The 17,401-nt window shown below is 67.0% G+C and carries 16 protein-coding genes; 3 read left to right on the top strand and 13 right to left on the bottom strand.

Annotation, left to right across the window (positions count from 1 at the left end):
- Positions 1-88: 88 nt before the first annotated feature.
- The 3 genes from ABIB58_RS00855 to ABIB58_RS00845 form a co-directional block, all read right to left on the bottom strand.
- A complete protein-coding gene (locus ABIB58_RS00855; RefSeq protein ID WP_017504801.1) occupies positions 89-1,129 on the bottom strand; it encodes a rod shape-determining protein in 1,041 nt (346 codons plus the stop codon).
- A gap of 220 nt (positions 1,130-1,349) precedes the next feature.
- On the bottom strand, positions 1,350-1,805 hold the full coding sequence (locus tag ABIB58_RS00850; RefSeq protein ID WP_354038616.1) for a hemerythrin domain-containing protein: 456 nt from the start codon (positions 1,803-1,805) through the stop codon (positions 1,350-1,352).
- 73 nt (positions 1,806-1,878) lie between these two features.
- Positions 1,879-2,592, bottom strand: coding sequence for a TVP38/TMEM64 family protein (locus tag ABIB58_RS00845; protein WP_354038614.1), 714 nt, complete (start codon positions 2,590-2,592; stop codon positions 1,879-1,881).
- Between the two features lie 123 nt (positions 2,593-2,715).
- On the opposite strand from ABIB58_RS00845, the gene ABIB58_RS00840 reads away from it, so the two are divergent.
- Entirely contained in the window at positions 2,716-3,921 is a 1,206-nt protein-coding gene (locus ABIB58_RS00840) for a pyridoxal phosphate-dependent aminotransferase (protein ID WP_354038612.1), read from the top strand.
- Between the two features lie 55 nt (positions 3,922-3,976).
- On the opposite strand, the gene ABIB58_RS00835 is transcribed toward ABIB58_RS00840, so the two are convergent.
- The 8 genes from ABIB58_RS00835 to serS form a co-directional block, all read right to left on the bottom strand.
- Complete coding sequence (locus ABIB58_RS00835) at positions 3,977-4,240, bottom strand: hypothetical protein (RefSeq protein WP_354038610.1); 264 nt, start codon at positions 4,238-4,240, stop codon at positions 3,977-3,979.
- A gap of 86 nt (positions 4,241-4,326) precedes the next feature.
- The gene (secF, locus tag ABIB58_RS00830; RefSeq protein WP_039243629.1) at positions 4,327-5,316 is read right to left on the bottom strand and encodes a protein translocase subunit SecF; all 990 of its coding nucleotides are present in this window, start codon (positions 5,314-5,316) and stop codon (positions 4,327-4,329) included.
- Entirely contained in the window at positions 5,316-6,908 is a 1,593-nt protein-coding gene (gene secD, locus ABIB58_RS00825; RefSeq protein WP_354038608.1) for a protein translocase subunit SecD, read from the bottom strand. The genes secF and secD overlap by 1 nt, the downstream gene beginning before the upstream one ends.
- Before the next feature lie 36 nt (positions 6,909-6,944).
- Positions 6,945-7,256 (bottom strand): preprotein translocase subunit YajC, encoded by a 312-nt coding sequence (gene yajC / locus ABIB58_RS00820; protein WP_017504795.1) that lies wholly within the window; start codon positions 7,254-7,256, stop codon positions 6,945-6,947.
- A gap of 103 nt (positions 7,257-7,359) precedes the next feature.
- The gene (locus tag ABIB58_RS00815; protein WP_354038975.1) at positions 7,360-8,439 is read right to left on the bottom strand and encodes a peptidoglycan DD-metalloendopeptidase family protein; all 1,080 of its coding nucleotides are present in this window, start codon (positions 8,437-8,439) and stop codon (positions 7,360-7,362) included.
- Positions 8,440-8,620: 181 nt separating this feature from the next.
- Complete coding sequence (locus ABIB58_RS00810) at positions 8,621-9,265, bottom strand: protein-L-isoaspartate(D-aspartate) O-methyltransferase (protein WP_354038605.1); 645 nt, start codon at positions 9,263-9,265, stop codon at positions 8,621-8,623.
- Positions 9,262-10,056 carry a 5'/3'-nucleotidase SurE gene (surE, locus tag ABIB58_RS00805; protein WP_354038603.1) on the bottom strand — a complete coding sequence of 265 codons (795 nt, stop codon included), beginning with the start codon at positions 10,054-10,056 and terminating at the stop codon, positions 9,262-9,264. Before surE ends, ABIB58_RS00810 begins: the two co-directional genes overlap by 4 nt.
- A 174-nt stretch (positions 10,057-10,230) precedes the next feature.
- On the bottom strand, positions 10,231-11,718 hold the full coding sequence (gene serS / locus ABIB58_RS00800; RefSeq protein ID WP_045810749.1) for a serine--tRNA ligase: 1,488 nt from the start codon (positions 11,716-11,718) through the stop codon (positions 10,231-10,233).
- A 192-nt stretch (positions 11,719-11,910) separates the two neighbouring features.
- Between serS and ABIB58_RS00795 the strand changes: the two genes are divergently transcribed.
- Positions 11,911-13,644, top strand: a complete 1,734-nt coding sequence (locus ABIB58_RS00795; protein ID WP_354038600.1) for a patatin-like phospholipase family protein — start codon at positions 11,911-11,913, stop codon at positions 13,642-13,644.
- Between the two features lie 142 nt (positions 13,645-13,786).
- Here the strand turns inward: ABIB58_RS00795 and ABIB58_RS00790 are convergent, their stop codons facing one another.
- Both ABIB58_RS00790 and ABIB58_RS00785 read right to left on the bottom strand, forming a co-directional pair.
- On the bottom strand, positions 13,787-15,592 hold the full coding sequence (locus tag ABIB58_RS00790) for an aminopeptidase P family protein (RefSeq protein WP_354038598.1): 1,806 nt from the start codon (positions 15,590-15,592) through the stop codon (positions 13,787-13,789).
- Between the two features lie 9 nt (positions 15,593-15,601).
- Positions 15,602-16,465 carry a 50S ribosomal protein L11 methyltransferase gene (locus ABIB58_RS00785; protein WP_354038596.1) on the bottom strand — a complete coding sequence of 288 codons (864 nt, stop codon included), beginning with the start codon at positions 16,463-16,465 and terminating at the stop codon, positions 15,602-15,604.
- 184 nt (positions 16,466-16,649) lie between these two features.
- On the opposite strand from ABIB58_RS00785, the gene ABIB58_RS00780 reads away from it, so the two are divergent.
- Entirely contained in the window at positions 16,650-17,177 is a 528-nt protein-coding gene (locus ABIB58_RS00780; RefSeq protein ID WP_354038594.1) for a hypothetical protein, read from the top strand.
- Positions 17,178-17,401: the final 224 nt, after the last annotated feature.

Below are 17,401 nucleotides of genomic sequence, written 5' to 3'. Positions count from 1 at the left end.
TCGCAAAATCAAGGCCGGAATGGAACCGTGATCACGCAGGCCAGACAAGGATTTGCAGCCAAGCTTTCACCTGGCCGCAACGGACGGATCAGAGCGCGGAGTCGAGCACGCCCTTCATCCAGCGCGGGTGCTCCAGCACGCGGCCGCAGCCGATGGCCACGCACGACAGCGGATCGTCGGCGACCGAAACCGGCAGGCCGGTGTGATCGCGGATCTCGACGTCCAGGCCGCGCAGCAGGGCGCCGCCGCCCGTCAGCATGATGCCCTTGTCGGCGATGTCGGCGGCCAGTTCCGGCGGCGTGGCCTCCAGCGCGACCTTGACGGCCTCGATGATCTGGGTGACCGGCTCGGCCAGGGCTTCCGCCGCCTGACGCTCAGAGATGCGCACCTCGCGCGGCACACCCTGCATCAGGTCGCGACCCTTGACCTCGATCGACAGACCTTCGCCGTCGGCCGGGATGCGGGCGGTCCCGATGTCCTTCTTGATGCGTTCGGCGGTCGTTTCGCCGATCAGCAGGTTATGGTTGCGGCGCATGTAGCTGATGATGCTGTCGTCCATCTTGTCGCCGCCGACGCGGACCGAACGCGAATAGACGATGCCCGACAGCGACAGGACGGCGACTTCGGTCGTACCGCCGCCGATGTCGACGACCATCGAGCCGGTCGGCTCATGGATCGGCAGGCCGGCGCCGATCGCGGCGGCCATCGGCTCGTCAATCAGGCCCACGCGGCGCGCCGAGGCGTTCAGGCAGCTGTCGTTGATCGCGCGGCGCTCGACCGCCGTGGCGCCCGACGGCACGCAGACGATGATCTTGGGGTTCACGAAGCCCTTACGGTTATGCACCTTGCGGATGAAGTGCTTGATCATCTCTTCGGCGACTTCGAAGTCGGCGATGACGCCGTCGCGCATGGGGCGGATCGCCTCCATGTGGCCCGGCGTGCGGCCCAGCATCTGCTTGGCTTCGATGCCCACGGCGTGGACGACCTTGCGCCCCCCGACGTTTCTCAGCGCCACGACCGACGGCTCGTTCAGGACGATGCCCTTGCCCTTCATGTAGATCAGGGTGTTGGCGGTGCCCAGGTCCATCGCGATGTCGTTGGAGATCGCGCCGAAAAGGGAGAAGCTCATGGGAATCGATACCGTTGTTAGCTGGCAGGGCGTCTAGATGTCTCAGTCGACCTGGCGACGCCCCAACTGCCCTGACATCCCCACGCCGGACAGTTCCTGATCGTCTTCGCCACGCCTACTAGCGGCGGGTTTGCCCGTATGAAACCGGGATTACAAGCCCCGATGACAGTGTCGTCATATGCAGAGGGCTATCGAGGCGCGACGCCTGTGGACGCGATGACTACACGGCCGCCCTGCTCCGCCCATGTGGGCCCAAGCCAAAATTCGTGGCGGCCAGCATCGTCGGATACAGCGTGTCTTCCTCGCGCGCGACCCTGTGCGCCAGCGCGCCGATCAACCCCTTGGTCACACCGGCGAACCGGTCACGATCCGCTAGAATCCGGGCCTGAGTCCATTCCATAAAATAGTGCGCCCAAACCCCGCTGAGCGCGCCCATGTCCTCGACGTAATGCTGAGCGAGGTCACGAACCGACACATCTTCGCACTGCATCAGGACAGGGTAGAGTTCACCGTCCTCAATCGCCAGATGCTCGGTCAGGGCGACGTTCAGCGCGCTCATCAACTCGCGGGCGCGTGTCGCATCATCCGATGTTTTTAGAACAGCGGCGATCCCGCCCAAGGCGCTGGCCAATCGTATGATCCGGCCGTGCTGCGTTTTTAGAACCTCGACATCCATAGCGATGCCTCCCACCACGCATAATGCAACCTGTGGATGAATGGAATCTAAATAGCAGGCTAAGCAAATTCCCTCAGTCGCCGCGCGCGATCTCGCGCCGCTTCACCAGTTCACGCACCACCAGCATCAGCGCCAGCCAAGCCAGCGCCACGCCAGCCAGTATGGCCGAGGTCCAGATCCCGTCGCCGCTGACCGCCGTCATGAACGATCCGCCAAAGAAGGCGACCAGAGCGGTCTTCGGCAATACGCCCAGCGCGCACCCCGCCAGGAAGCCCGGGAACGACGCCCTCGCCGCCCCGAACGCCATGTTGACGACGATGAACGGCGCAGACGGCACATTGCGGATCATGAAGCTGGCGTAGAAGGCGTTCTTGCCGACGAACCGCGTCAGGCGTCCGACCGTCTTGCCGCCGTGCCGCGCCAGCAGCCGCGCCGTGGGTCCGCGTCCCAGCCAATAGGTCACGCCCGCCGACACGACCGTCGCGATCCAGCTGTAGAGGAAGCCGAACCACGGCCCGAACGCCACGACGCAGGCGGCGATCAGGATGAACTGCGGCGCCCCGAAGAAAGCCGAGACCGTGAACACGACGATGGCGGCCACCAGCCCCCAGGGCCCCTGGCGGAATCCGGCCAGCCAGTCTTCCAGCCGCCCTTCGGCCTCCAGCCCCAGTCGGCTCTTGCCCACAGCGAATAGGGCGATCATCGCGCCCAGCAGCAGGGCCGTCGCCAGCACGGCCCGCCAGCGACGCGCCTCCATGTTCGACAGGAAATCGATGATCCAGCGCATCAGAGCCGCCGCTTATCATCCCATCTCTGCATTAGCGAGCATCAGCGCATTGTCCCGAGGGGCGACGCCGCGTAAACAACCCCGCCTCCCCGGCAAAAAACTTCCAAAACCACGGGATAGTTCATGTCCAGCCTGCAATCTTCCGCCCTCGCTCGCGTCAAGCCCTCGGCCACCATCGCCGTCACCGCGCAGGCCCGGAAGCTTAAAGCGGAGGGTCGCGACGTGATCGGCCTGGGCGCCGGCGAACCGGACTTCGACACCCCCGAAAATATCAAACAGGCCGCGATCGATGCGATCAATCGCGGCGAGACCAAATATACCGACGCCGATGGCATGCCTGAGTTGAAGGCGGCCATCGTGGCCAAGTTCAAGCGCGAGAACGATCTCGACTATACGGCGGCCAACATCCACGTGGCGCCGGGCGGCAAGCCCGTCATCTTCAACGCCCTGGTCGCCACGCTGAACCCCGGCGACGAAGTCATCGTGCCCGCCCCCTACTGGGTCAGCTATCCCGACATGGTGCTGCTGGCCGGCGGCGAACCCGTGACCGTGGTTGGAGAGGAGAAGGACGGTTTCAAGCTGCGGCCGGCCGTGCTGGAGGCCGCGATCACGCCCCGCACCAAGTGGCTGATCCTGAACAGCCCGTCCAACCCCACCGGCGCAGCCTACACCCGCGCCGAGCTGGAAGGCCTGGCCGAGGTCCTGCGTCGCCACACGCACGTCTGGGTGCTGACCGACGACATGTATGAGCACCTCGTCTATGGCGACTTCGAATACACCACCATCGCCCAGGTGGCCCCGGACCTGATCGATCGCACCCTGACGGTCAACGGCGTGTCCAAGGCCTATGCCATGACCGGCTGGCGCATCGGCTACGCCGGCGGGCCCAAGCCGCTGATCGACCTGATGCGCAAGGTGGCCAGCCAGACCACGTCCAATCCGTCCAGCATCAGCCAGTGGGCGGCCGTCGAGGCGCTGAACGGCCCGCAGGACTTCATCCCCGAGCGCAAGGCCGCTTTCGAGAAGCGCCGCGATCTGGTCGTGTCGATGCTCAACCAGGCGGCTGGCGTCACCTGCGCCACGCCCGAGGGCGCCTTCTACGTCTATCCGTCCATCGCCGGACTGATCGGCAAGACAACGGAAACGGGCGTCGCCATCGACGGTGACTCCACCTTCGCCGCCGAACTGCTGAATGCCGAGGGCGTCGCCGTCGTGCAGGGCGAGGCTTTCGGCCTCAGCCCCTATTTCCGCATCAGCTACGCCACCTCGGACGCTGTGCTGGAAGAAGCCTGCACCCGCATCCAGCGCTTCACGGCCTCGCTGCGCTGATCGGTCCAGGGCGGAGGTTCAGGCCTCCGTCCGCCATCCGGTCCTATTTGCTGGGCTACATATAGACCACGCGGCAATCGCCATCGATCGTGGTGTAGCGGTTGTTGGACGCATCGACGAACGAGATCCGGCCGCCGTCGTCATATTCGACCTTGCCGGTCGAGCGTCCCTTGAAGTTCTCCACCCCATAGGTCCAGCAGGTGATGTCCGCCGGCTTGTCGCCCCAGGTGGCGTCGTTGCGCGCCCGCTTGCTGTCGGTGCAGGCGGTCAGGGTGCCGGTCAGGGCAAGGACGGCGGCGGTATAGACGAGCGCTTTCATAGGCTCAGCCTTGCACGGACGCCGTCCAAGGAAAAGGCCGCCCCGGCGATGACGGGACGGCCCAACTTTCGACGCTGGCGCTCGACCTACGGCCGGCTGGCCATGCCCAGCTTCACCGGCTTGGCGTCGTCAGCCAGGGCGCCGCGCTTGACGCCCCACAGCAGGATGATCGGCGCGCCGACATAGATCGAAGAATAGGTGCCGATGATGATGCCGAACATCAGGGCGATGGAGAAGCCGAACAGGGCCTCGCCGCCGAAGATGGCCAGGGCCGCCAGCACCATGACGGCGGTCACGCCGGTGATGATGGTCCGCGACAGGGTCTCGTTCAGCGACAGGTCGATCACGTCGCGCAGCGGCATGGTCTTGTACTTGCGCAGGTTCTCGCGAAGGCGGTCGAACACCACGACGGTGTCGTTCATCGAATAGCCGATGACGGTCAGGACGGCGGCGACCATGTTCAGGCTGAACTCCAGCTTGAACAGCACGATCAGCCCGAACGTCAGGATCACGTCGTGCAGCAGGCCGACCACGGCGCCGAACCCGAACTGCGGCTCGAACCGGAACCAGATGTAGAGGAACATAAGGCCGATCGCGACGCCCAGAGCCAACAGGCCCGATGTGAACAGCTCGCCCGACACCTTGGAGCCGACGACGCTGACGCCCGAATAGTTGACCTGACCGACCGCGCCGCTGATGGCGCCCTCGACCTGGTTGACCACCTGGGTCTGATCGCGGCCTTCCGGCACCTGGAAGCGAAGAATGGCGGTCGAGCCGTCATCGACATTGGTGTCGCGGCGCGCGATGCCCTGAACCTGGACGTCGCCCAGGTTCAGGCCGTTCACGGCCTCACGGACCCGATCCAGCTCGATCGTCTGACCCGCCGGCTTGGACACTTCCATCGAGGCGCCGCCCCGGAAGTCGATGCCCATGTTCAGGCCGGGATAGAAGCAGGAGACGATCGCCGCGACGCACAGGATCACCGACAAGACGCCGGCGAACCGCGCATATTTGACGAAGTGGAAGTTCGTCTTCTGCGGCAGCAGTTTGATCAGGGGCCATCCACGCATCGCCATCACTCCGCGATCGGCAGTTTTTTGGGCTTGGCCGTCTTGAGCCAGTAGCCGAGCAGGACCTGGGCGACCAGGACCGACGAGAAGACCGAGGTGAACACACCGATGGTCAGGGTCCAGGCGAACCCGCGAACCGGCCCCTCGCCGAACACGAACATGATGCCCGCCGCGACCAGGGTGGTCAGGTTGGCGTCGATGATGGTGCCCATGGCCTTGTTGAAGCCTGCGTCCATCGAGGCGATGACGCTGCGGCCCGCCCGGGCCTCGTCACGCATCCGCTCGTAGATCAGCACGTTGGCGTCCACCGCGACCGCGAAGGTCAGGATCAGACCGGCGATGCCTGGCAGGGTCAGCGTCGCCTGGGTCAACGACATGGCCGCCACGATCAGCACGCCGTTCAACACCAGGCCGACCACCGACACGCCGCCGAACAGCAGGCCGTAGGCCAGGATCATGAACAGCACGATGATGGCGAAGCCGACGGCGGTCGACAGGGCGCCGGCGGCGACCGCGTCCGCGCCCAGTTCGGCCGTCACGGTGCGGCGCTCCTCGACGTTCAGCGGCGCAGGCAGGGCGCCCCCGTTCAGCAGGTTCACCAGCGTCGCCGCTTCCTGGATCGAGAAGTTGCCGGTGATCTGACCCGAGCCCGAGGTGATCGCGCTCTGGATCGTCGGGGCCGAGATGACCTTGCCGTCCAGGATGATGGCGAAGGGCTTTTGAAGGTTGGCGGCCGTGGCTTCGCCGAAGCGACGCGCGCCGGCGCCGTCGAAGCGGAAGTCGATGGCCGGGCGGCCGCTCTGGTCCGAACCGACGCCGGCGCGGGTCAGGTTCTCACCCGACACCAGCACGCGCTTCTTGACCAGATAGGGCGTGCCGTCCTCGCCTTGCAGCAGTTCGGAATCGGGCGGCACACGGCCGGCCAGGGCGTCCTGGACCGAGTTCTCGACATCGACCATCTGGAAGGTCAGCTGCGCCGTCTGGCCGATGACTTCTTCCAGCTTGCTCGGATCGCTCTCGCCCGGCGCCTGGACCACGATCCGGTCGGCGCCCTGGCGGGTGATGGAGGGTTCGCGCGTGCCCAGGCTGTCGATCCGGCGGCGCACCACCTCGATCGACTGGTCCACGGCCGTCGCGCCCATGCTGTTCAGCGCGGCGTCGGTATAGGCGAAGCGGATGCGGTTGTCGCCCAGGCGCGTGGCGATGCGTTCGGCCTGGCCGCCCGGTCCGACCTGACCGCCCAGTTGCTGCAGCGCCTTGAACGCGGCATCGCCCTGGGCCGGATTGGCCAGGGTGACGACCACGCCGCCGGCTTCACGCTGGAAGCCGTTGGTGGCGACGCCGGCGCCGTTCAGCGTGACCCGAACGTCTTCGATCAGGTTGGTGACGCGCTTTTCGCGCATCGCCGGCACGTCGACTTCCAGCAGCAGATACGAACCGCCCTGAAGGTCCAGCCCCAGGTTCAGCTTGTTCTTGGGCATGAAGCCTGGCAGCGCCTCGCGCTGCTGATCCGACAACAGGTTCGGGAACGCCAGCAGACAGCCGAGGACGGCCGAGACGACGACGAGAATGACTTTCCAGCGCGACAGCTGAATCATGAGGGCGGTCCAGGTATCGGCGGATACGCGAGCGTATCAGGCCTTGGAATCGTTGGCGGCGATGGCGGTGCGGTTGCGCACCTCGGCGATCATGGCCTTGACCACGCGCACGTTGACGCTGGGCGCGATCTCGACGTTGACCTCGGCCTCTTCGACGCGGGTGACCTTGCCGATCATGCCGCTGCCCAGGACGACGGTGTCGCCACGCTTGACGGCGGCGATCGCGGTCGCGTGTTCCTTGGCGCGCTTCTGCTGCGGACGGATCAGCAGGAAGTAGAACAGGATGAAAATACCGATGATGGGCGCAAACCCGATCAACTGCGCCGTCAAGCCGCCTTCAGCGCCCATGGGTCGTCTCCGAACATAGAAGGGTAGCCCTCGTCGGAGCCCCCATTAAAACGAGGCGCGGAACCTAGGGCCGCGCCTCGCAGATTGCAACGCGGCGAAAGCGCTACCTGGGCAACACTGTCAAAGGATCGACGGCGACCGGATCGTCGCCGCGCATCTGACGGGTCTCGAAGTGGATCGAGGGGCGTCCGTCGCCGGCCGTCAGACCCACGGTGCCGATCTGCTGGCCCGCGCGCACGTCGTCGCCATCCTTGACCGTCGCCGAACCCAGATGGCCATAGACCGTGCGCCAGCCGTTGGCGTGTACGATCAGCACCGTCAGCCCCTGCCCCACCAGATCGCTGCCGACATAGGCCACCCGCCCGGCCGCAGAGGCGCTGACCGTCGCTCCGGCCGAGGCGCCGATGTTGATGCCGTTGTTCCGCTCGCCCATGCCGACCGGGCCGAAACGCCGCACGATGTCGCCGCGCACGGGCCACAGCAGATTCGGCTGACCGGCAGCGGCGCCGGCGGCGTTGGTCTGTTCGACAGGCCGCGTCTGGACCGGCAGCGCCGCATTGCCAGAGGGCGGCGGCGGGGGCGGCGGCACGGCGCCGTTGTTGGGCACCAGCACGCCGACGGGCGAAGCGCCGGTCGCGTAAGGGTCGCGGCCGGTATCCACCGCCGCTTCAGGCAGGATGATTCGCTGGCCCGTCGTGATCGCGCCGCGCGGGCCCAGGCCGTTCAGGTCGATCAGCGTCTGGACCGGGGTCTGGAACCGCCGTCCCACGCCCGAGATCGTGTCGCCCGGCTGGATCACATAGGCCGCGCCCGGCCGCACCGGGGCCGACGACGACGGATTGGACGGCGGCGTATAGGCGGGCGGCTGCGACGCCGGCGGCTGATAGGTCGGTTGGCTCGGCCCGACGTTGACCGGCGGCGGCAAGGCCCCGCCGTCCACCTGACCGATCGGCGCCGTCGCGGGCGGCGGCGATTCATAGGGGGCCGGCCGATAGGGCTGGTTCGAATTCTGGCCGGCGTTCGGATAGGCCGGCTGCTGCGGGTAGGCGCCCTGCCCCGGACCATAGGCCGGCGCCGGGTTCGCATGCGTCGAATAGCGCGGCTCCGAAGGATAGCTGATGCAGGCCGCCGTGCTCAACGCCGCCCCCGCGACCAGAACCGCTCTCATCCAGCCCGAAATCATCGCCACCGGCTGCTCCCATTCGTGGTTAAACTCGCCCGCCCGGTGTGCCCGCTCGCGCCCCATAAGCCAACCCCGCAAACCGCACGGAATTGGGGCGAGTGAGGTCGTGAGGAGTGACTCGTGAATCGTGAATGGCGTTCGCACACCCGGAATCTCGACTCACGCGTCACCCTTCACGCCCCTAGCCTTCCTTCGCCGTCCCCTCGACCAGGGGCACGAAACGCACTTCCGTCAGGCTTTCGCGGTGGAACGACCCGTCGCCCTGTCCGACGTAGCGATGCAGCATCTGCACCGACGTGCGTCCCACAGGCGCGACCAGCACCCCGTTCGGCTTCAGCTGTTTCAGCAGTTCGGTCGGCTCGGTCGGCGAGGCGGCCGTGACCATGATCCGGTCGAACGGCGCCTGTTCGGCCCAGCCCAGGCCGCCGTCGCCGTGCTTGGTGATGACGTTCTCGATCTTAAGCACCCGCAGTCGCGCTTCCGCCTCGACCAGCAGACTGCGATACCGCTCCACCGAATAGACATAGCGCGCCAGCCGGCTCAGCACCGCGCACTGATACCCGCTGCCGGTGCCGATCTCTAAAACCCGATGCCGCGCCTGCACCTCCAGCGCCTGGGTCATCAGTCCGACGATATAGGGCTGGCTGATCGTCTGGGCGCAGTCGATCGGCAGGGCCTGATCCTCCCACGCCTGATCCAGGAACTTCTCGTGCACGAAGACCGCGCGGTCGATGCTCTCCATCGCCTTCAGCACGCGCGGGTCCGTGACCCCCCGCTGCCGCAGCGACAGGATCAGCCGCCCGGCCCGGTCGTCGTGCAGGTTCATGCGGCGCGATCCGTCTTCCTCGGCGGCGCCCCGCCCAGCACCTTCTTCAGGTCATTCACGCTAATCATGTGCGTCAGGTCGATATGCAGCGGCGTGACCGAGATCCGCCCCTCCTCGATGGCCCGCAGGTCCGTGCCCTCGGCATGCTCCTGCTTTTCACCCCGGAAGCTCATCCAGTAATAGTCCCGCCCGCGCAGGTCGGTGCGCCGCACCGCGTGCATCTCGCCGACGTTGCGGAAGCCCTGGGTCGTCACCTCGACCTGATCGACCGCTTCGGGCGGGCGGTTGGGGAAGTTCAGGTTCATCACCACCCCGTTCGCCCATTTCTGCTCCAGCAGGCGGCTGATGATCGCCGGGGCGAAGGCCTCAGCCGTCTCCCAGTGCGCAACCACCTCGTCGTGAAACCGCTCCAGGCTCTGGCTCAGGGCGATGGAGCGGATGCCGAACGCCATCCCCTGCAAGGCCCCCGCCACCGTCCCGGAATAGCTGACGTCCTCGCCGATATTGTGCCCGCGATTGACGCCCGACAGCACCAGATCGGGCTTCTCCGGCATCAGGTCGTTGACCGCCAGCACGACGCAGTCGGTCGGCGTGCCCGTCACCGCGAACCGCTTTTCGCCCAGGTTCAGCACCCGCAGCGGCTCGGTCAGGGTGATCCCGCGCCCCTTGCCCGACTGCTCGACGGCGGGCGCGCACACCCACACGTCGTCGCTCAGCGTGCGCGCGATCCGCTCGAGGCATTCCAGGCCTTCCGCCTCGATCCCGTCGTCGTTGGTCAGGAGAATACGCATCTTTTCCTTCGTCATCCTCCGGCGAGCGCAGCGAGACCGGGGGACCCAGCGGCGCCGAAGGCGAAATGGTTGGGCATCGCGATGCCGGCAAATCGGGACCGCGACAGGTTCGCGCTCGCGCGCGCCGCTGGGTCCCCCGGTCGCTTCGCGCCGGAGGATGACGAAAGCGAGGCGTCACCCCACATGCGTCAACCCGCCCATATAGGGCTGCAACACCGCCGGCACGGCGATCCGCCCGTCGTCCTGCTGATAGTTTTCCATGATCGCCACCAGCGTCCGGCCGACCGCCAGGCCCGAACCGTTCAGCGTATGGACGAACTCGGTCTTCTTCTCGCCGGCGCGCTTGAACCGCGCGTCCATGCGCCGCGCCTGGAAGTCTCCGCAGTTCGAGCAGCTGCTGATCTCGCGATAGGTCCCCTGGCTGGGCAGCCAGACCTCCAGGTCGAAGGTCTTCTGCGCCGAAAAGCCCATGTCGCCCTTGCACAGCAGCATCCGCCGGAACGGCAGCTCCAGCGCCTTCAGCACGGCTTCCGCGCACGCCGTCATCCGCTCATGCTCGGCGTCTGAGTCCTCCGGCCGCGCGATCGACACCATCTCGACCTTCGAAAACTGATGCTGGCGGATCAGACCGCGCGTATCCCGCCCCGCCGACCCCGCCTCGGCCCGGAAGCACGGCGTCAACGCCGTCATCCGCATCGGCGTCGCCAGCGCGTCCTCAGACAGAATGGTGTCACGCACGAGGTTGGTCAGGGAGACCTCGGCGGTAGGGATGAGGAAGTGGCGCTTAGCAATCATGCGAGGCCGCAAAGCTTTAGCTAAATCCTCTGCCGTTCCTTCTCCATCAGCCAGATGAAAACGGACGCCGCCTTCGTCTGGATGGGACACCATCAAGCTGTCTGCGTTGACGAGAAAATCGTCGGTCAAAAGCGAAAAATCAGCTTCGCCTACTTCGGTCCAACGACGATGGAAATCTCCCTCGATTAAACTCGACGCGAAAAACAGGTCATTCTCGAACTTGGGCAACTGCCCGGTCCCGAACATCGCCTCGTCTCGAACCAGCAGCGGCGGGTTCACTTCCAGATACCCGTGCTGGTCCGTCTGCATATCCAGCATGAACTGCCCCACGGCCCGTTCCAGCCGCGCCAACTGCCCTTTCAGCACCGCGAACCGCGCGCCCGACATTCTGGCCGCCGCCTCGAAGTCCAGCATCCCCAGGGCCTCGCCCAGGTCGGCGTGGTCCTTGGCCGGACCGGTGCGACGCGGCTCGCCCCAGGTCGAGACTTCGACGTTGCCCGCCTCGTCCTCGCCGTCCGGCACATCTTCGGCCGCCAGGTTCTTCTGCGCCGCCAGCAGGTCGCGCAGCGCCTTGCCGACACGCGTCTCGACCTCGGCCGCCGCCGCGATGTCGCCTTTCAGCGCCTCGACCTCGGCCTTCAGCCGGTCGGCCTCGGCCATGTCCTTGCGCCCCATGGCGGCGCCGATCAGCTTGGAGGCCGCGTTGCGCTTGGCCAGGGCGTCCTGCCCCGTCGTCTGGGCGTGACGCAGTTTGGCATCCAGCTCTAAGATATCGTCCACCACCTTCTGTGCGTCATCCACCCCGCGCGACGACCAGCCCGCCACGTAAACCTGGGGGTTCTCGCGAATGGCTCTGATGTCGTGCATGGTCTGAAACTTCGGCTGGGCGGGAGAAGCCGAACGCTCTACCCGCCCACGCGGAATCGGGCAACGCGAGAAGCTCGCATCATCGTCTCCTCCCCGCTCTGCGGGCAGGGGCTCGTGGCGACTGCCCGAGGGCGCTTCCGCACGTCGAAACATCCCATTCACCCGCCCCAGAATCGCGCCTACAACCGGACCATGGCCACGCTTCGCCCCGACACGCTGGCGACCTCGCTCGCGCGCATCTTCGAAGGTCGCATGGTCGACCGGGCCAGTTGGTTCGCCCTGACCGGCGGCGAGCCGCTGTTCGCCCAGGGCGACCCCGCCGACACCCTGTATCTGGTCCGCTCCGGCCGTCTGGGCGTGTTTCGGATGGAGGCGGATCAACCGCCGCACATGCTGGGCGTCGTCAAGGCGGGCGAGCCGGTGGGCGAGATGGCGATGCTGGCCGGCACGCCGCACACCGCCACCGTCGTCGCCCTGAGAGACAGCGAAATCCTGGCCCTGCCGCGCGAAGCCTTTTTCGAGGCCGCACGCACCGAGCCGGACCTGATGGTCGAACTGTCGCGCCTGATGATCCACCGCGCCCGCGAGCGCACCGCCGGCGCATCCGAGCCCAGCGTCTTCGGCTTCGTCTCCGCCCGCCCCCGCCCCATTCGCGCCTTCGTCGAACGCATCGCCGCCGCCATCCAGGCCATGGGCTTCACCTGTCAGGTCATCGACCAGTCGGCCCTGGCCTCGGCGTCCGAATGGTTCAGCCGGGTGGAGGGCGACCACGACTACGTCCTCTATGTCGCCGAACAGGACCAGCCCGCCTGGGCCAGTCTGTGCGCGCGTCAGGTGGATCGGATGTTCATCGTCGGCAGCGGCCTTCTGGCGCCGCCGTCCGCCGTGCCGCGCCGTCAGGGCTTCGGCGACGGCCGCCGCCTGACCGACCTGATCCTGTTGCGCGATCCGCGCATGCATCATCCGGCCAACACGCGCGTCTGGCTGGATGCGCTCCAGCCCGATCGCTGGTTCCATTGCGTCGAAGGACTGGCCAAGGACGCCGAGCGGATCGCCCGCGTCGTCACCGGCACGGCGGTCGGTCTGGTTTTGTCCGGCGGCGGCGCGCGGGCCTATTGCCACATCGGCGCGATCCGGGCGCTGGAAGAGGCCAAGGTCCCCATCGACTTCGCAGGCGGCGCCTCCATGGGCGCGGTCGTCGCCGCCGGCCCGGCCCTGGGCTGGTCCTTCGAACGGCTGGATTTCGAGATTCGGCGCGCCTTCGTCGAGTCCGATCCGCTCTCGGACCTCGCCGTGCCGATCATCGCCATGTCCCGCGCCCGAAAAGTCGCCCGTTTGCTGGAGCAGGCTTACGGCGACATCGATCTGGCGGACCTAGCCCTGCCCTTCTTCGCCGTCTCGTCCAACCTGACCTCGGGCCGGATCGAGGCGCATCGCACGGGCCTGATGCGGCGGGCCATGCGCGCCTCCATCGCCATTCCCGGCGTCCTGCCGCCGGTCGTGATGGACGGTCAGGTGCTGGTGGACGGCGCCGTGCTGAAGAACTTCCCCACCAGCGTGATGCGCCAGTTGAACAGCGGCCCGATCATCGGCGTCGACATGTCCCAGACGCGCGGCGTCGATCCCCAGGCGCTGGAGAATCCGCCGTCCTGGTGGAAATGGGTCCTGTCCGGCGCCTGGAAGGCCGGTCCTCCCATCGTCTCCATCCTGATGCGCTCAGCGACAATCACCACCGACGTCGAGATGACCCAGTCGCGCGCCGACGCGGACGTTCTGGTCCTGCCCCAGGTCGCCGGCAGCGACATTCGCGACTGGAAAACCTACGACGGCCCCGTTGCCACCGGCTATGAGGCGATGAAGGCCGCGCTGGCCGAACTGACGGTCCCCGTCACCCACCTGAGGAGAAGATCTCGGTCTGGCCTCTGACCTATCCGCTCATCCCCGCGAAAGCGGGGACACAGTTCTGTCGCTCGGCAGTGCGTTGGACAGCAATCTTGAAAACGGGGTCAAGTTTTTCGCCCAAAGCGCTGGGTCCCCGCTTTCGCGGGGATGAGCGGCAGGGAAGGTGTCAGAGCGGAGCACACGCCCCTCGAAGCCAGTCCAGCGCCTCGCCGTCCATCAACGGCCCGACCTTGGCCAGCGTTTCGGCGTGATAGGCGTCGACATAGGCCCGCTCGTCCGGCGTCAGCATCTCCACCGCGATCAGCCTGCGGTCGATGGGGGCGAACGTCAGTTGCTCGAACCCGTGCATCGGCCGCTCGCCGCCCTCCGGAACCACGGCCGGCGTCACCACCTGCAGCGTCTCGATGCGAATGCCCCAATGGCCTTCGCGATAATAGCCCGGCTCGTTGGACAGGATCATGCCTTCCAGCAGCGGCTGGGACGTGCCCCATTTCGCGATCCGCTGCGGCCCCTCGTGGACGCCCAGATAGCTGCCGACGCCGTGGCCCGTGCCGTGATCGTAATCCAGCCCCGCCGCCCACATCGGCGCCCTGGCGATGGCGTCCAGCGCCATGCCGCTGGTCCCGGACGGGAAGCGGATCGTCGCCATGGCGATATGCGCCTTCAACACCAGGGTAAACTTGTGGCGCTGGTCCTCGCTCGGCTCGCCCACCGCCATGGTGCGGGTCACATCGGTCGTGCCGTCCAGATACTGGCCGCCGCCGTCCACCAGCAGCAGCGAGCCCTTCTCCACCTTGCGAATGCTGGCGCCGACCGGCTTGTAATGCGGCAAGGCTCCGTTCGGCCCGGCCCCGGCGATGGTGTCGAAGCTCAGATCCTTCAGCGCGCGGGTCTCCTCGCGGAACCGCTCCAGCGCCTCGACCACGTCGCGCTCGTCCGGCAGGGTCGCCTGCACCACGGTATCGACCCAGTGCAGGAACCGGCTCAGCGCCGCCCCGTCGCGGATATGCGCCTGACGGCTGCCCTCGATCTCCACGGCATTCTTGGCCGCCCGGGGAATGGCGCAGGGATCCATCGCCCGCACCACCGTCGCGCCCGCCGCGTCCAGCCGGTCGAAATACCAGGCCGAGGACAGCGACGGATCGATCATGACCTTCTGGCCCGACAGCCCGTCCAGCGCCGCCGACAGCTGCTCGGTCGCCTCGATGCGAACATCGTCGCCCAGCCAGCCCGGCAAAGCATTCGTCACCTTGGCCGGGTCCAGGAACAGCCGCGCCTTGCCGTCCGCCGCCAGAATGGCCTGACCGATCGGCAGGGGCGAACGGATCACGTCTCCGCCGCGCACATTGAACAGCCAGGCGATCGACATCGGCGCCGTCAGCACCACCGCATCTGCGCCGGCGTCCGCCACGGCCTTGCCGATCCGCGCCCGCTTCGATGCATGGCTCTCTCCGGAATAGGCGTCCTCATGCGGCACGACCGGCGCCGTCGGCTGGGCCGGACGATCGGCGCCCCAGGCCAGGTCCAGCGGATTGGCGTCCACGGCGCGCAACTCGGCCCCCGCCTTTTGCGCCGCCGCCTTGAGGGTGACCAGCGCATCCGGGCTGTGCAGACGCGGATCGTAACCGATCACCGCCCCCTTCGTCGCCGTCTCCAGATAGGCCGCCACGTCATTCAAGTCGCGTCGCTCGAAAAGCGCCGGATCGGTCTGGGCCCTCACCTGAACGGTGTAGCGGCCGTCGGTGAACATGCTGGCCCGATCCCGGAACACCACCGCCGCCCCGGCCGAGCCGGTGAAGCCGGTCGCCCAGGCCAGACGCTCATTGGCGTCCGGCAGATATTCGTTCTGATGCTCGTCCTCATGCGGGATCAGAAACCCGTCCAGCCCCTGCTTGGCCATTTCGGCGCGCAGCAGCGGCAGGTGCTTGGCCCCGAAGGAGGGGTCGGTCGTCTCGTCGAAAGTCTGGCGCATGATCGATCCTCAGCCCTTGCGCAGTTGCAGGGCGCTCCAGGCGTCGTGATGGATGGTCTGCTCGACCGTAAAGCCCAGCGACAGATAGGCCTCCAGCACACGCTCTTCCTGCGTGCGCAGCAGGCCCGACAGAATCGCGACCCCGCCGCTCTTCAGCGCCGCCCCGATTTCGGGCGCCAGATGCACCAGCGGCGCGGCCAGGATGTTGGCGAACACCAGATCATATGGCTGGTGCTGGGCGATGCGCGGATCGCTGAGACCATCGGCGAAATAGAAGTCGCACTTGGCCTCGTTGATCTCGGCGTTCTCATTGGCGATCCGGGCTGAGGGCTCGTCGATGTCGGTGCCGACGGCGATGGGCGTGCCCGTCTTGGCCGCCGCGATCGCCAGCACGCCCGTGCCGCAGCCGACGTCCAGCACCTTCTCGAAGCTTTCGGTCTCCAGCAGCTTGTCGAACGCCTCCAGGCAGCCCACCGTCGTGCCATGGTGGCCCGTGCCGAAGGCGGCGCCGGCGTCGATCTTCAGCGTGACGCGGCCCTCGGGCACCTTGCCCTGATCGTGCGCGCCATAGACGAAGAATCGTCCGGCCTCGACCGGCGGCAGGCCCGACAGCGACATGGCCAGCCAGTCGGCGTCCGCCAGCTTCTCCACCAGCACCGTCACCGGATAGCCCGCCAACACCGCCTTCAGCCCCTCGACCTCGTCATCGGTCGTGGGGAAGGCGTCGATGCGCCAGACGTCATTGTCCTCGTCCTCTTCCAGGATCGAATAGGTCGCGCCTTCCAGCCGCGGATCGGCGTCTACGGCCTCTGCGGCGGCCTCTGCGGCGGCGCGCGGGCCGCGTGCGATTATCTGAAGTGCGGACTCGGACATTTTTCAAACACCGGTAATATGACGAATCGTAGCGATCCGGTGCTGAACGCCCGTCGCCGCCGCGTTTTTATCAAACCGAGGGGTCGGGGAATACATGGCCAAGTCACCGTCTACGTCTAAACCTGCGTCGCCAATGCCGGCGACCGCCGCTTCCAAGCCTAAAGCCGCGCCGAAGTCGAGCGCCGTGAAGACCGCCGCCGAGAAAACCGCTGCGCCGAAGGCCGCCGCCCCCAAGGCCGCCGCTAAGCCGGTCGCCGCCAAGCCCGCAGCCAAGCCGAAAACCGCCCCTGCCCCCAAGGCTGCTCCGAAGGCCGCGCCCAAAGCCGCCGCCCCCAAACCGGCCGCAGCCAAGCCCGCCGCCGCCAAGACGGCAGTGAAGCCTGCAGCTTCGAAAGCGGCCGCACCGAAGTCGACAGCGGCAAAGCCTGCTGCCCCCAAGGCCGCCGCTTCGAAACCCGCTGCCGCCTCGAAGGCTGCGCCTGCCGCAAAGCCGGCCGCAGCGGCGCCCAAGCCTGCGGACCCAGTCGCCGCGCCCAAGCCCGCCGCTGCGCCCGCACCCGCTGCTGCGCCCGCCGCTGCGGCGCCCGCGCCGACGCCGGCTCCCGCTGCCAAGCCGGTCGAAGCCCCCAAGCCGGCGCCGGCGCCCGCCGCCAAGCCCGAGGAAAAGGGCTTCTTCGCCAAACTGGGCGACATGATCTTCGGCAAGCGCTGATCGCACTTTCTCTCTGATCCAGCAGATCGCCGGACGGCTCGCCCGTCCGGCGATTTTCGTTTGCGGGCCGCATTTTACGGCCGGCGGCCTGCTGAGCGAAAAACCAGGAATACTTGACTTCTGCGCAGGGGCTTCTATATGCCCCCCAGCCTCGGGACAGGTCTGCGATACGCGCCGCCCGCTCGCCCAAAGAGGGGCGGTTCCGTCGCTGCTATGCACGCAGA

Source organism: Brevundimonas sp. UYEF29, assembly GCF_040546195.1.
Lineage (GTDB): Bacteria > Pseudomonadota > Alphaproteobacteria > Caulobacterales > Caulobacteraceae > Brevundimonas > Brevundimonas huaxiensis.
Note: the sequence above shows the minus strand (reverse complement) of the source record. Positions and strands in the feature narration are given on the sequence as shown.